The organism is Nitratidesulfovibrio sp. 1201_IL3209 (assembly GCF_036763125.1).
Lineage (GTDB): Bacteria > Desulfobacterota > Desulfovibrionia > Desulfovibrionales > Desulfovibrionaceae > Cupidesulfovibrio.
In genome coordinates this window covers 46,562-60,346 of record NZ_JBAIYT010000010.1, presented here as the reverse complement: position 1 = coordinate 60,346, position 13,785 = coordinate 46,562, and the positions used below count along the sequence as shown (strand labels likewise).

The following is a 13,785-nucleotide window of genomic DNA, read 5'->3' as shown; positions in this document are numbered from 1 at the left end:
GGCAGGGCGCGGCTACTCGGTGAAGCCGGGCGGCAGGCCGCCGGATGGCGGCGCGCCGTCGGCACCGGGCAGCGGAGGCTGTGCGCCGTCGCCGTCCGGGTAGGGCGGGGCTTCCTCGCCGTGCGCGTCGCCCGGCTTTCTGGGCGTGAACACCAGGCGCAGCCCGCGCGCCTCGGCCGCCGCGCGCATGCTGCCGGTGGCGATGCGCAGGGCGTCACGCGTGCGGATGACGATGGCCTTCTCGCCGGTGGCCTGCGCCGTTTCCGGGCAGTGCTTCTCGCAGAAGCCGCACCCGGCGCAGCGGACCGGGTCCACGTGGGGCACGCCCATGGTGTAGCCGGGCTCCGGCTTCAGGGCGATGGCGTCGTAGGGGCACACCTCGTCGCAGACCAGGCAGCGTTTCTTTTTCGCCCAGGCCAGGCAGTGGTCGCGCAGCACTTCGGCCGTGCCGATCTTGGCGAAGGTGCGCTCGTCGGCCAGCCGCCGGATGGCCGTAGTGGGGCAGGCCCGGGCGCAGGCATGGCAGGCCGGGTCGCAGAAGCCGCGCGCCGGGGTGACCACCGGGCTGAACATGCCCAGCGCGCCGCTGGCCAGCCATGCGGGTTGCAGGGTGTTGGTGGGACAGGCGGCGGCGCACAGTCCGCAGCGCACGCAGCGGGCCAGGAATTCCGGCTCCGGCAGGGCGCCCGGCGGGCGCAGCACCCCTTCCGGCCTGCCCAGTGCCGGTCCGGCGTGGCCCAGCGCGGCGGCGCAGGCGCCCACGGCAAGACCCGCCAGCAGCGCACGGCGCTGCGACCGGGCATGCGGCGGCAAGGGGGGCTGGGAGAGCGGGCCGGGCAGGTTGCGGCGGGCGGCGGCGCCAGCGGGATACGGGCTTCCGGTACCGGCGGCCTGGGGGAGGGGGATGGCCGCGTCCGGTGCGTCGGCTCCGGCAACGTCCCGGAAGGCGAAGCGCACCGCGTCCACGGGGCAGACGTCGGCGCAGCGCAGGCATTTCAGGCATTCGGCGTGGTCCGTGGCGCACGGGGTCGCCGCCGGGATGGCCCCGGCCGGACACTGCCGCGCGCAGGCTCCGCAGGCGGTGCAGGTGTGGTCCACCCTCCGCCGCCACGGGGCCACGCGGCCCGCAAGGCCCAGGGCGGCCCCGGCAGGACAGAGCATGCGGCACCACAGGCGCGGGGCCAGCAGCCCGCCCGCCAGCACCAGCGCGAAGAAGCCGACGATGTAGCCGGTGGCCGCGTAGCCGGGTACGGCGATTTCCGCGAAGGCCAGTCCGGTGGCCCCCATCCGGCGGGCCAGGGGGGCGGCCAGGGAAAGGCCCGTCTCGGCCAGCCGGGCCACCGGCGGCCAGGCGGCCAGCGTCCAGAACCGCGCGGCCAGCGGCAGCGGCGCGGCCCAGAACACCAGGTCCAGGCCCGCCAGCGCGGCCGTCAGCACCCCGGCCAGCACCCCGTACTTGAACAGGCGCGGCACGGCGGGGCGGCGTGCGGCGTCATTCCGGCGGGATTCCGACCGCCCGGCCTTGCGCCGCCGGGTTTTCGCCAAGCGACGCCACACGGCGTCACCGGCGTCCACCATGGCCCCGAACGGGCACGCCCAGCCGCAGAACGCCCGGCCCAGCAGCAGGGCGGACGCCAGCACCACCAGCCCCGGCGCCACCGCGCCGATGAGCGCGCGGCCCGCCACGCTGGCGGCCAGGGCCACGGCCGGGTCCAGCCGTACCAGCAGATCACGGGGCAGATCACGGGGCAGATCGCGGGGCAGGATTTCACCGCCGGGCACGGCCTGTCCCGCGCCCCACGCCAGCAGCACGAAGGCCGCGAAGAACAGCCAGCGGCTGGCCAGGCGCGCGCGTTGCCGGTTCATGCCATGCGGCCCCGGCCCCTACAGGGTCACCCGCGCCACGGCGCGCGTGGACAGGTCCATGGAGCCCAGGCCCCGTTCGTGGGCCAGCCGGATGTGGCTGACCTGCCGCGCGGCAAAGCGCCGCCCGTACCACTCGAACGATTCCACGGCGCAGGCGTCGGCGGCCACCGGGTCGGCCGAGGCGATCACCGTGTTTTCCTGCATGACCTTGCCCGGCCCGCCGGGTCCGCCGGTGGTCAACACGTGGGTGCCGTCGATGACCGTGAGCGCGGCGCGCAGTTTCGTGTTCAGGTCCACGATGGCGGTGTCGAGGTCGTAGCGCGAATGCATCACCCCGCGCTGGCGGATCAGCCCCATCATGCCCTTGAGCCCCAGCGACACGCCGGTGGAACTGTGCGACTTGGCCGTGGGCGCGGCGATGAGCACGTCGGCGTCCAGCGCGTCGCGCAGGAAGGTGTTGGCGGTCATCTGTTGCGCGCCGTCGATGTCCAGTTCGCGGTAGAACCGCTCCGCCGTCGGGGCCTGCACGATGTCGCCGAACTCGGCGCAGGCGGTCCGGATGCCGGAACGCTCGATGCACTGCTCGGCCGGGGCCAGCGGGTTGTCCAGCACCAACACCGAGGCGGCCCCCGCGTCGCGGCACATGCGCACCAGCGCGGCCACCACCTCGGGGTGGGTGTTGGTGCCCAGGCTGGCGGCCGAGGCGAAGGACATGTTGGGCTTGATGACCACCTTCTGCCCGGTCTTCACGAAGCGGGCCATGCCGCCCAGCATGCCCACGCAGGCATGGGCGGCGGCGGCGGGCGATCCCTTGACCACGGCGACATCGGGCCCGGCGGAGGCGGCCAGGGCTTCGTCCGGACCCGGCAGCAACGGGGAGAGGGGCGAAAGCGCGGACGGCACGGCGGCCAGCCACAATGCGCCGGACAGCTGCCATTTCAGGAAGTCCCTGCGACGCATGATGCCTCCTTGCGCCGGGCGGCGCGGCTGCGGGCGGGGTGGGGGAGGCTCCGGGCGGGATGCCGGGCGCGGGAGCGGAAAGGGGGACAACGGGAACCGTTCCGCCGGGCAGGCCGGGGCGGTACGCACCTTGTGCATGCGTATACCACCTTCGGCGGACGGGGAGCAATGGTTGACGACGCGCGGTCGCATACGATTGCGTGGCGGATGGTGCGGCAGGGGCGTGGCCGGGTTGGGCGGAACATGCGCCCCGCAACGCAACGTGCCCCCGGTGAAGGGGGCGCGCACGCAGGGGCTGGTCCGCCATCACGGCGGCGGACGGCACGGCCGCTAGACGTTTCGCGGGCCGCGCCGTCCGAAAGCTGGCTATCTGCCCGCGCTCATGCCGGGCATGGCGTCGGAGGTCATGCCGGGCGCGCGGGACTGTCCGGTGGCGGGTCCCGACGTCGGGCCCGGCATCTGGCCGGACATCATGTGTCCGCCGCCGTGCTGCGTCATGTGCTGGCCGTTCTGCATCATCTGGCCCATGGCGCCGGTCATGCCCGCGTGGCGGCCCTGCATGGCGGTGTAGCCGGGGCAGGACTGCATGCCCATGGCGGTGGTGGAAACGTTCTGCGCGGCCAGTGCGGCACCGGCGGTGATGGCCACCAGGGCCAGGGCTGCGGGAAGGATGCGGGTGATCTTCATGATGAACTCCTGTGGGTGATTTCCGTTGCCGGATGATGCCTTCCCTAAGGCAATGGCCGTGCCATTCCTGCAATGCCCCAGAATGAAAGGGCTTGTTCTGTGGACGTGTGCGCGCGGGGCGGCACGGGCGCATGATTATTGGACAGATCGCCCGTGTCCGCCTGTCCAACCTTGGGGCAGGTGTATGGATTCTGGACAGGTTCTGTGGAAGGGCGGTGGTCCGGTCCGGGCACAGGCTGCCGGGCATGGCGGCGTACATGTGGCGGGTACGCAACGCAACGCGCCCCCGGTGAAGGGGGCGCGCACGCCGCGAGGCGGAACCGTGGGACCGGCGAGGAGGAGGTGCAGGTCCCACGGGGGAATCCTTGTGTCTGCCGTGGAAGCGGGGCGGCCCCGATGCGGAAATGCGGGGGGCCATCTTGCGTGGCGCTAGCTGTGGCGGACCGGCGCCTTGCCGTCATTGCCCGGCATCATGTGGCCCGCGCCGCCGGGCTTGGCGTCCATGTTGCCCATGGAGCCGTGGCCGTCCTTCATCATCTGGCAGCAGCCGCAGCCCTGCATGGGGGTGGGCTGGGCGTCGCCGGGGGCCTTGTCCGCCGGGGCGGAGGTAGCCGGGGCGGAGGCAGCCGGGGGCGTGGCGTGGGCATCGTGGCCGCCGGTGCTGCCCGCCGCCATGGCCGAGCCGATGGTGATGGCGAAAATGGCCAGGGTGGCCGGGAGAATGCGGGTGATCTTCATGAACTGCTCCTGCGTGTGGTTTCCGTTTCCGGGTGTGTGCAGGACATAAGGCAAAGGGCGTGCCACGGCGCGCGGGGGCGGGCGCGCGGTGCGAACATGGCGTGGCCAAAGGATTTGCCGGAAACCGGGCGTCCCGTGCCGCACCCGGAGCGTGTATGATTATTGGACAGTTCGATGTGCAGGATGTGCAAAGCGGAGCGAAACTGTCCGATTTTTGGACAGTGGGCCGGTAGCGCTGGTCTTCCGTTTCTCCGGCCCGGCCTCCCCGGTTTCCGCCCCACCGGTTCCGCCCATGCAGGATCCAGCCCGAACCGAGCGCTGCGGGGCGGTTGGACTTCCGGTCCCGAATGCAGTATGAAAACCGATTCGAATGGTACGGCGACGCGCGCCGGGTCATTGACCACCCCCCGGCCACCCCATGGCCGGTCCGCGCGCGGCATCATCGGCGTCCGTACCCATCCCATGCCGCACATTTTTCAGGAGGCGCGCCGCCGCACGGCGGCACCCACGTTATGCCCAGACAGGAACACATCCGCAATTTCAGCATCATCGCGCACATCGACCACGGCAAATCCACCCTGGCCGACCGCATCCTCGAGGTCACCGGGCTGGTCAGCGAGCGCGAAAAGCGCGACCAGTACCTGGACCGCATGGAGCTTGAGCGCGAGCGCGGCATCACCATCAAGGCCCAGTCGGTGCGCATTCCGTACACGGCCAGGGATGGCCGCAAGTACGTGCTGAACCTCATCGACACGCCCGGCCACGTGGACTTCAACTACGAGGTCTCGCGGTCCCTTGCCGCGTGCGAAGGGGCCCTGCTGGTGGTGGACGCCTCGCAGGGCGTGGAGGCCCAGACCCTGGCCAACGTGTACCTGGCGCTGGACCACAACCTCGAGGTCATCCCCGTCCTGAACAAGATCGACCTGCCCAGCGCCGACGCCGACCGCGTGAAGCACGAGATCGAGGAAAGCATCGGCCTCGACTGTTCCGACGCCGTGGCCGTCAGCGCCAAGACCGGCCTGAACGTGGACAAGGTGCTGGAAGCCATCGTCGGACGCCTGCCCGCGCCCGAAGGCAACCCCAACGCCCCGCTGAAAGCCCTGATCTTCGATTCGTGGTACGATTCGTACCAGGGCGTGGTGGTGCTGTTCCGCATCGTGGACGGCGTGCTGCGCAAGGGCGACCGCATCAAGCTGTTCGCCACAGAGCGCAGCTACGAGGTGATCCGCCTTGGCGTGTTCTCGCCCGAAATCATGGACATGACCGAACTGGCCGCGGGTGAGGTGGGCTTTCTCTGCGCCAACATCAAGGAACTGGGCGACGCCAAGGTGGGCGACACCATCACCCATGTGGACCGCCCGGCCGAAGAGCCCGTGGAAGGCTTCAAGGAAGTGCAGCCCATGGTCTTCTGCGGGCTGTACCCCACCGATTCCGCCGACTACGAACAGTTGAAGTACGCGCTGGAAAAGCTGCAACTCAACGACGCCGCCTTCTCGTACGAGCCGGAAACCTCGCAGGCCCTTGGCTTCGGTTTCCGCTGCGGGTTCCTGGGTCTGCTGCACATGGAGATCATCCAGGAACGGCTGGAGCGCGAATTCCAGGTGGAACTCATCGCCACCGCCCCCTCGGTGATCTACAAGATCGACACCGTGGACGGAAAGAACAGCGACATCGACAACCCCTCCAAGCTGCCCGACCCCACCAAGATCGCCGCGCTGTACGAACCCTACGTGCGCATGGACATCCACGTGCCCAACGACTACGTGGGCAACGTGCTGAAACTGTGCGAGGAAAAGCGCGGCATCCAGAAGAACATGGGGTACATCGCGGCCAACCGCGTGGTGATCACCTACGAGCTTCCCTTCGCGGAAATCGTGTTCGACTTCTTCGACCGGCTGAAGTCGGGCACCAAGGGCTACGCATCGATGGACTACGAGTTCATCGACTACCGGCAGTCGTCCCTGGTGAAGCTGGACATCCTGATCAACGGCGACCCCGTGGACGCGCTGGCCGTCATCGTGCACCGCGACAAGGCCTACCACTACGGCCGCGCGCTGGCGTTGAAGCTGAAGCGCACCATCCCGCGCCAGATGTTCGAGGTGGCCATCCAGGCGGCCATCGGGCAGAAGATCATCGCCCGCGAATCCATTTCCGCGCTGCGCAAGAACGTGACCGCCAAGTGCTACGGCGGCGACATCACCCGCAAGCGCAAGTTGTTGGAAAAGCAGAAGGAAGGCAAGAAGCGCATGAAGCGCATGGGCAACGTGGAGTTGCCGCAGGAGGCGTTTCTGGCCGCCCTTCAGGTCGGCGACGAGTAGCGGTGCGCAGGGTCGGCAATGACGGCGTCAAACGTCGTTGCCGCTCGGGTCACGTACCGAAGACGTACGCTCCCCTCGCGGGCGCCAACGTTTTCCTTGTCCTTGCCGACCCTGCGTACCGCTACGAGCGCGTGCGCGTAAGTGAAGAAGCGAGTGAAGCCCGTGCCGCCCCTGCCGCGAAATTGCGGTGGTGCGGGCCGGGGTGATTTGAAAAGAGAATGACGTGAACAATGCCGGGCCGCAGGTGCAGGACGCACCGCAGCCCGGCGGTTTCAGCGCGCCGTCCCCCGCACCCCCCACCGTGGCGGGCGGCGGCGCAGGGCATGCCCCTGCCGCACCCGCACCAGCGGGGGCGCGCACCGGCCCCGCCTTGGGCGACAGCCCCTGGCGGGTTTTCGATGAACCGCAAATCCCCGTCCCCGCGCGGCCGCGCGACAGGACGCGGAGGCACCCGCATGCAACAGAAAAGCCTGCTGCTGGAATACGTGGAGGCGCTTGTCGTCGCCTTTGCGCTGGCCATGCTCATTCGCACCTTCGTGGTGCAGGCGTACAAGATTCCCTCCGGTTCCATGCTCGAAACCCTGCAGATCGGCGACCACCTGCTGGTCAACAAGTTCAGCTACGGCGTGAAGCTGCCCTTCACCCACAAGGTGGTGCTGCCCGTGGGCGACCCGCAGCGCGGCGACATCATCGTGTTCGAGTACCCCGGCGACCCGTCCATCGACTACATCAAGCGCATTGTGGGCGTGCCCGGCGACGTGATCGAGGTGCGCAACAAGCAGTTGTACCGCAACGGCGAAGCCGTGCAGGAAGCGTACATCCGCCATTCGCAGCCCGGCATCGTCATGCCCGTGCGCGACAGCTTCGGCCCGGTCACCGTGCCCGAGGGCCACTATTTCGCCATGGGCGACAACCGCGACGACTCGCAGGACTCCCGCTTCTGGGGCTTCGTCCCGCGCGGGGCCATCCGGGGCAAGGCGTGGGTCATCTACTGGTCCTGGGAAGGACTCGGCAACGTGCGCTGGGATCGTATAGGCAACGTCATCGACTAGCGGGCGGGCCGCGTAGCCCGCTGGCGAGGGATTGAAATCCCGCAGCCGACGGCGCAGGCCCCGCATTCTCGACACATCCGTCCCGTCCCGCGCGTCGTTGCGGGACGGGACGTTTTGCTTTAGTGGTTGTGCGGTATCACGGGAGGCATGTCGTGCCCTTGCGGTGTGCCCCGGCAGTGCGTCGCCCGTGCGCGTCCGCCGGAATCCGTTTGCGCCTGTTCGTGCCAATTCGCATCAGTTCGCATCAGGCCGCATGCGGCCCGCGCCTTGTTCGCACCCGTTCTCGCCCGTTCGCGCCTGTCGTCACCTGTTCGCCTCGACCGCTTTCGCTCCTCACTCTTTCGCGCAGGGGGCTTGATGATCGTTCGCGTGGCCTGCGCCGCCCTGCACGGGGTGGACGCCTTCCGGGTGGACCTTGAGGTGGACCTTGCCCGCCAGGGCATGCCCGCCTTCGTCATGGTGGGCCTGGCCGAAGGCGCCCTGCGCGAATCGCGCGAACGCGTCTTTGCCGCCATGCGGGCCTGCAACCTGCGCCTGCCGCCCGCGCGCATCACCGTCAACCTCGCCCCGGCCGACCGCCGCAAGAGCGGCAGCGGCTTCGACCTTCCCCTCGCCATCGGCCTGCTGGCCGCCGCCGAAATCCTGCCCCAGGGCTGCACGGACGGATGGTTTCTGCTCGGTGAACTGTCCCTGACCGGCGAGCTGAAGCCCGTGCCGGGCGTGCTGCCCGTGGCCGTGCGCGCCCGCGCCGAAGGGGCGCGCGGCATGCTGGTGGCGGCGGACAACGCCGCCGAGGCCGCCGTGGTGGAAGGGCTGCCGGTGTATCCGGTGCGGTCGTTGGGCGAGGCGGCGGCCTTCCTGGCCGGGCAGGCGGACATCGCCCCGGTGCCCTCGGGCGGGCGCGCCGCGTGGGAGCGCGGCCAGGAATGGCCCGTGGACTTCGCGGAGGTGAAGGGCCAGGAGCACGCCAAGCGGGCCATCGAGATCGCGGCGGCGGGCGCGCACAACCTGCTGTTCATCGGGCCGCCCGGCAGCGGCAAGACCATGCTGGCCCAGCGCATTCCCACGGTGCTGCCCCCGCTTTCCTTCGACGAGGCGCTGGAGGTGACCACCATCTACAGCGTGGCGGGCCTGCTGGACGGGCAGGGGCTGATCACCCGCCGCCCCTTCCGCGCGCCGCATCACACCGTGTCCGACTATGGCCTGGTGGGCGGCGGGGGCAATCCGCGCCCCGGCGAGATTTCGCTGGCCCATCGCGGGGTGCTGTTCCTGGACGAACTGCCCGAATTCCGCAAGACCGCGCTGGAAGTGATGCGCCAGCCGCTGGAGGACGGCGTGGTGACCATCGCCCGCGCCGCCGTCTCGCTGACCTATCCGGCGGACAGCATGCTGGTGGCGGCCATGAACCCCTGTCCTTGCGGCTACAGGACCGACGACAGGCACACCTGCACCTGCCTCGGCCCGGCGGTGCAGCGTTACCGGGCACGCCTTTCCGGCCCTCTGCTGGACCGCATAGACCTGCACGTGGAGGTGCCCGCCGTGCCCTATGAGGACTTGCGCGGCGGCCTCACCGGGAGTACGTCGGCCGAGATGCGCGGCCGCATCGCGGCGGCCCGCGAGGTGCAGGCGGCACGGTACGCGGGCACCCCGTACCGCACCAACGCGGACCTGACCGGTCGGCTGCTGGAGGCGCACTGTGCCCTGGGGCCGGACGAGCACGCCTTTCTGGAGGGCGCGGTGCGCGCCCTGGCCCTGTCGGCGCGGGCGTACACGCGCATTCTGCGCATCGCGCGGACCATCGCGGATCTGGAATGGGCGGGACAGGTGGAGCGGGCGGAACAGGTGGAACGGGCGGAGCGGGCGCTGGCCGCCGCTGGCCCCATCCGGGTCGCCCACCTGGCGGAGGCCATCAACTGCCGCGCGCTGGACCGCGAACGATTGTAGGCCATGAAGTGCCGCGCGACGGCGCGGCGGGACGGACACACACATACCACGGAACCGGTCCGTATCCTGGGGGGATACATGGACGAGAAACGGTATTGCGTGCATGCCGCGCTGGGAACGCGCGGCCAACAGTTGCGCCTGGTGCGGATACGGCCCGAGCATTGCCAGTGCGCCGGGCAGGACACGGTGGAGCAGCCGGGGGATGGCGCCGCCCCGGCGGTCGGCCTCCCTGCGGAAATTTCCCCGCCTGACGACCCGCGCCTGCTGCCGCTGCCCGGCGCGCGCCCGGTGGTGCTGGCCGAAGGGCTGACCGCCCGGCAAGCCGACAGGCTGGCCGCCCTGCTGTCCGGCCTGGTGGACGCGGATGCGTCGCAGCCTGGCGACGCGGCCGTGAACGCCCCAGGGAACGGCAGCGACGACGGCCACGCGCAGTGCATCGTGCCCGCGCAGGACGGGGCCGGTGGCATCGCCGTACCCGAAGGCGCGCAGTGCAAGGCGCAGGCCGGACTGGGCCTGCTGCGCGAAGCGTTGCTTGCGGTCATGGCCTGCAACCCCGGGGGGCTCACCGGCCCGGAACTGCTCCTGGCGCTGGGCCTGCCTGGGGTGACGGGGGTGCCGGGGATAGAGGACAAGCACCCGCACGGTGCGGACCTGCTGGTGCGCGGGTTGCTGGAACTGCTGCGCGGAGAGGGCGCGGTGCGCCACGGCGAGGGACGCTGAACCGCGCGAGACCACGACGCACGGGACAGGAATGCCGACGGGCCTTGCCGGTGTTCTGGAAAGGCCCGTTTCGCTTTCGCGCGCGTGGTGGAGCGTGCCCGGCTACTTCTTCCCGTTCTCCAGCCCCAGTTCGGACAGGGCGGCGGCCAGGTCCGCGCGCAGCAGCGGCTTGGCCAGCATCGCGCTGACCCCGGCCGCCATGGCCGCGTCGCGTCCCAGCCCTTCGCTGAACCCGGAACACAGCACCACCGGCAGGTCGGGCCGCAGGGCGCGCACCTGGCGCGTCAGTTCGGTGCCGGTCATGCCGGGCATGGTCTGGTCGGTGACCACCAGCCGCCAGCTTGCCGGGTCCGCCCGGAACCGCTCCAGCGCGTCGAGGGGATTCGAGGTCATCACGGCCCGGTAGCCCAGCTTTTCCAGCATGGCGCCCATGATGGCCGCCAGGGGGGCCTCGTCGTCCACCACCAGCGCCGCGCCGCTGCCGCTGTGGGCGGAACCGGGCCCCGGCGCGGGCTCTTCGCCCGCCTGCGGGGCCAGCGGCAGCAACACCTCGAACTCCGTGCCCACCCCCACGGTGGACTGCACCGAAACGCAGCCGCCGTGCGCGGTGACGATGCCGTGCACCAGCGCAAGGCCCATGCCCGTGCCCTCGTCCGGTTTCTTGGTGGTGAAGAACGGGTCGAAGATGTTCTCCAGGATGTCCGCCGGAATGCCGTGCCCCGTGTCGCGCACGCGCAGCCGGGCGTAGCCGCCGGGCGCGGGCAGCGAGCGGGCGGCGGCCTCGTCCTCGTCCAGTTCCACCGCGTCCAGCGCCAGTTGCAGCACCCCGCCCTGTTCCTTCATGGCGTGGGCCGCGTTGCCACACAGGTTCATGATCACCTGCTGCAACTGGCTGAGGTTGGCCAGGACCGGGCCGGTGTCGGACAGGTCCAGTCGGATGTCCACGTTGGCGGGCAGGGTGGCGCGCAGCAGGCGCACCGTCTCCTTGATGGGCGCCAGCAGGGGCAGCGGCAGGCGGGACGGCTCCTCCTGCCGGCTGAAGGTCAGGATCTGGCGGATCAGGTCGCGGGCGCGGCGGCCCGCGGCCAGCACTTCGGACAGGCGGCGGTGCTGGGCGTCGCCGTCTTCGGCCTGGTCCAGGCTCATTTCCGTGTAGCCCATCATCACGCCAAGGATGTTGTTGAAATCGTGGGCGATGCCCCCGGCCAGGGTGCCGATGGCCTCCATCTTCTGGGCCTGGCGCAGCCGGGCTTCCAACTGCTTGCGGCTGCTGATGTCGTGGGCCACCAGCACCGTGCCCGGCGCGGCCCCATCGCGGCCGGTCTCGCCGTAGGGCTGGCCGTCGTACTGGCTGTCGGCGAGGTAGGGCGACAGGGTGACCAGAAAGTGCCCGCCAAGGCTGGGCAGGTACAGTTCCTGGGTGCGGCTCTCGCCCCAGGGCATGGCCCGGACGGCCGCGGACACGTCGTCGGGCATGACGGCCGCGCACACGTCGTCGGACATGACGGCCGCGCCCAACACCTCGTTGCAGTGGCGGCCCACCACGTCCCTGGGGTGCAGGCCCAGCAGCCGGCCCAGCGCCATGTTGCTGCGCCGCACCCGCTGGCCCGCGTCCATGATCATGATCACGTCGGGCACGCTGTCGAAGGTCTTCTCCCACTCCTGCTTGGCGCGGATGATCATGTTCTCCACGGCCTTGCGGCGGTCGATGTCCTCCACCGTGCCTTCGATGCCGGAAATTTCGCCGGTGGCGCCGCGCTGCACGCGGGCGTTCACCGAAATCCAGAAGGTGGACCCGTCGGCCCGGCGGGCCGTGGTCTCGAAGTCGCGCACCTCGCCTTCGTCGCGCAGGGTGTTCAGCATGCGGTCCAGGGTGGCCCGGTCCAGAAAGCCGCCCGGCAGCCAGCCGTCGGGCAGGGCGCCATCGGGCAGAGCGTCGTCGGGGGCGACACCGGCGGCGCCGCCGGACCGGATGGCCGCGAACAGCGCATCGGGGGAGGGGTAGCCGAACATGTCGGCAAAGGCGGGGTTGGCGCTCGTCAGCTCGCCCCAGGGGCGGCAGCGGAAGATGCCCAGCACCGTGCCTTCCACCATGCCGCGCCACTGGCGGGCGTCGCGGTTGATCTCGCGCCAGTGCACCGAAAGGGTGCGCCGCCGTTCCGCCTCGCGCACCAGACGCATGAAGGCGGAGCCCAGGTGCCAGTCGTCGGCGCAGAGCACCTCGTCGGCTCCCTCGCGCACGGCTTCCACGGCCGTTTCCTCGTCGGGGGCGGGGGTCACCAGCACGAAGGGCACGTCCTCGCGCACCCCGCGCACCAGCATCAGCACTTCCTGCCAGGTCATGCCGGGGGCCTCGGATTCGGCCACCACCATGTCCCACGGCTCTTCGGTGATCAGGCGCGAAAGATCGGGCGGGGTCTCGGCCAGCATGTACGAGGGCTCCAGCCCGCAGGCCGCGAGGCGCGCCACCAGCCCACGCGCGAACTCCTCGAACTCCGAGACGATGAGCAGGCTGAGCCGCGCCGTGCCGCGCGCGGCACTATCCTGACCGGACGCGGGGCCGGGCGTGGTGCCCGGTGTGGGGCCGGGTGCATGGGAGGACGCGGGTGGCGGGGATGCGGACATGGCTTCCCTGGGGGTAGCGGGCCAGTGGGTGGCGGAGTGGATGCCAAGGGCGGCTTGCGCAAGGTGCGCGAGGGCGGCGGACCGCCGGGCCGGACCCCGGTGCGCGGGCGCCGGGCCGGTATCGTCCGCGCTGCCCGTGCGGTCTGACGGACAGTCCGGGGTCGCCGTGCGCCCCATGATAGCAGAACGGGCCACGCCCGCAAACCGGGGTGGCCCGCCATGCGCCGGGGTGAACGCTTCCGGCGCGGGAGGCGCGGCGGGCCGTGCCCCCGTCTCCGGCAGGCCGGGCAGCCCGGAACCGGACCCCCCCGACCAGCCGGAGACGGCGACGACGTCGTGCGCCTCGGGCGCGCAGTGCAGCGAAAGCCCCAGATGGCGGATCATTTGCAGATGGCCCAGGGTTCGTTGACCATGCGCTCGCGCCCGGTGACGGTCAGTTGGGCCGGCAGCAGCGAGCCCACCAGCGGCGTCAGCGGCGCGTAGCTGTAGTCCACCTGCACCTCCACGGTCTGGCAGGGGTCGCCGCCGTTGTCTTCCTTGGCGGCGGCCGAGGTGCCGTTGGGGTAGCTGCGCACCAGGATGGTCACGCCCGTGCCGGTGGAGCCGGACAGCGCCTGGGTCAGGGGCCGGGCCGCGTCCTTGATCAGGGTCACCCGGTTGCTCGTGTCGTAGCCTTCGCCGGTGACGGCGAAGCGCACCCCCACCTGCGCGGCCTTTTCCACGGTGGAACGGGCGAAGAGGTTGTAGCCGAATTCCGCGAGGCCGAAGAGCATGGTCAGCAGCACGGGCAGAACGAACGCCACCTCCAGCGAACTGACCCCGGCTTCACCGCGCCACAGACGGAACGGCAGCATGCGGCATGCGCGCATCATGGT

General features: G+C 70.6%; 10 protein-coding genes. 4 read left to right on the top strand and 6 right to left on the bottom strand.

Annotated elements, in window-relative coordinates; genetic code table 11:
* Positions 1–12: 12 nt before the first annotated feature.
* From V6B97_RS06990 to V6B97_RS06975, 4 genes are all read right to left on the bottom strand, one after another.
* Positions 13–1,866, bottom strand: a complete 1,854-nt coding sequence (locus V6B97_RS06990) for a 4Fe-4S binding protein (RefSeq protein WP_333505779.1) — start codon at positions 1,864–1,866, stop codon at positions 13–15.
* An 18-nt stretch (positions 1,867–1,884) separates the two neighbouring features.
* On the bottom strand, positions 1,885–2,826 hold the full coding sequence (locus V6B97_RS06985; RefSeq protein ID WP_333505777.1) for a DUF362 domain-containing protein: 942 nt from the start codon (positions 2,824–2,826) through the stop codon (positions 1,885–1,887).
* A 366-nt stretch (positions 2,827–3,192) separates the two neighbouring features.
* A complete protein-coding gene (locus V6B97_RS06980) occupies positions 3,193–3,513 on the bottom strand; it encodes a hypothetical protein (protein ID WP_333505776.1) in 321 nt (106 codons plus the stop codon).
* A gap of 429 nt (positions 3,514–3,942) precedes the next feature.
* Positions 3,943–4,251, bottom strand: coding sequence for a hypothetical protein (locus V6B97_RS06975; RefSeq protein WP_333505775.1), 309 nt, complete (start codon positions 4,249–4,251; stop codon positions 3,943–3,945).
* 512 nt (positions 4,252–4,763) lie between these two features.
* Between V6B97_RS06975 and lepA the strand changes: the two genes are divergently transcribed.
* From lepA to V6B97_RS06955, 4 genes are all read left to right on the top strand, one after another.
* Complete coding sequence (gene lepA / locus V6B97_RS06970; RefSeq protein WP_333505774.1) at positions 4,764–6,569, top strand: translation elongation factor 4; 1,806 nt, start codon at positions 4,764–4,766, stop codon at positions 6,567–6,569.
* 455 nt (positions 6,570–7,024) lie between these two features.
* Positions 7,025–7,621, top strand: a complete 597-nt coding sequence (gene lepB / locus V6B97_RS06965) for a signal peptidase I (protein WP_333505773.1) — start codon at positions 7,025–7,027, stop codon at positions 7,619–7,621.
* Between the two features lie 357 nt (positions 7,622–7,978).
* Complete coding sequence (locus tag V6B97_RS06960; protein ID WP_333505772.1) at positions 7,979–9,565, top strand: YifB family Mg chelatase-like AAA ATPase; 1,587 nt, start codon at positions 7,979–7,981, stop codon at positions 9,563–9,565.
* Positions 9,566–9,643: 78 nt separating this feature from the next.
* The gene (locus tag V6B97_RS06955) at positions 9,644–10,285 is read left to right on the top strand and encodes a hypothetical protein (RefSeq protein WP_333505771.1); all 642 of its coding nucleotides are present in this window, start codon (positions 9,644–9,646) and stop codon (positions 10,283–10,285) included.
* Positions 10,286–10,387: 102 nt separating this feature from the next.
* Here the strand turns inward: V6B97_RS06955 and V6B97_RS06950 are convergent, their stop codons facing one another.
* Both V6B97_RS06950 and V6B97_RS06945 read right to left on the bottom strand, forming a co-directional pair.
* Positions 10,388–13,294, bottom strand: coding sequence for a response regulator (locus V6B97_RS06950; protein WP_333505770.1), 2,907 nt, complete (start codon positions 13,292–13,294; stop codon positions 10,388–10,390).
* Complete coding sequence (locus V6B97_RS06945) at positions 13,291–13,782, bottom strand: TadE/TadG family type IV pilus assembly protein (RefSeq protein ID WP_333505769.1); 492 nt, start codon at positions 13,780–13,782, stop codon at positions 13,291–13,293. The genes V6B97_RS06950 and V6B97_RS06945 overlap by 4 nt, the downstream gene beginning before the upstream one ends.
* Positions 13,783–13,785 lie beyond the last annotated feature (3 nt).

Coding starts and splice junctions, on each gene's coding strand:
- lepA (WP_333505774.1), top strand. CDS start 4,764: ATGCCCAGACAGGAACACATCCGCAATTTCAGCATCATCGCGCACATC.
- V6B97_RS06985 (WP_333505777.1), bottom strand. CDS start 2,826: ATGCGTCGCAGGGACTTCCTGAAATGGCAGCTGTCCGGCGCATTGTGG.
- V6B97_RS06975 (WP_333505775.1), bottom strand. CDS start 4,251: ATGAAGATCACCCGCATTCTCCCGGCCACCCTGGCCATTTTCGCCATC.
- V6B97_RS06945 (WP_333505769.1), bottom strand. CDS start 13,782: ATGATGCGCGCATGCCGCATGCTGCCGTTCCGTCTGTGGCGCGGTGAA.
- lepB (WP_333505773.1), top strand. CDS start 7,025: ATGCAACAGAAAAGCCTGCTGCTGGAATACGTGGAGGCGCTTGTCGTC.
- V6B97_RS06990 (WP_333505779.1), bottom strand. CDS start 1,866: ATGAACCGGCAACGCGCGCGCCTGGCCAGCCGCTGGCTGTTCTTCGCG.
- V6B97_RS06955 (WP_333505771.1), top strand. CDS start 9,644: ATGGACGAGAAACGGTATTGCGTGCATGCCGCGCTGGGAACGCGCGGC.
- V6B97_RS06950 (WP_333505770.1), bottom strand. CDS start 13,294: ATGATCCGCCATCTGGGGCTTTCGCTGCACTGCGCGCCCGAGGCGCAC.
- V6B97_RS06960 (WP_333505772.1), top strand. CDS start 7,979: ATGATCGTTCGCGTGGCCTGCGCCGCCCTGCACGGGGTGGACGCCTTC.
- V6B97_RS06980 (WP_333505776.1), bottom strand. CDS start 3,513: ATGAAGATCACCCGCATCCTTCCCGCAGCCCTGGCCCTGGTGGCCATC.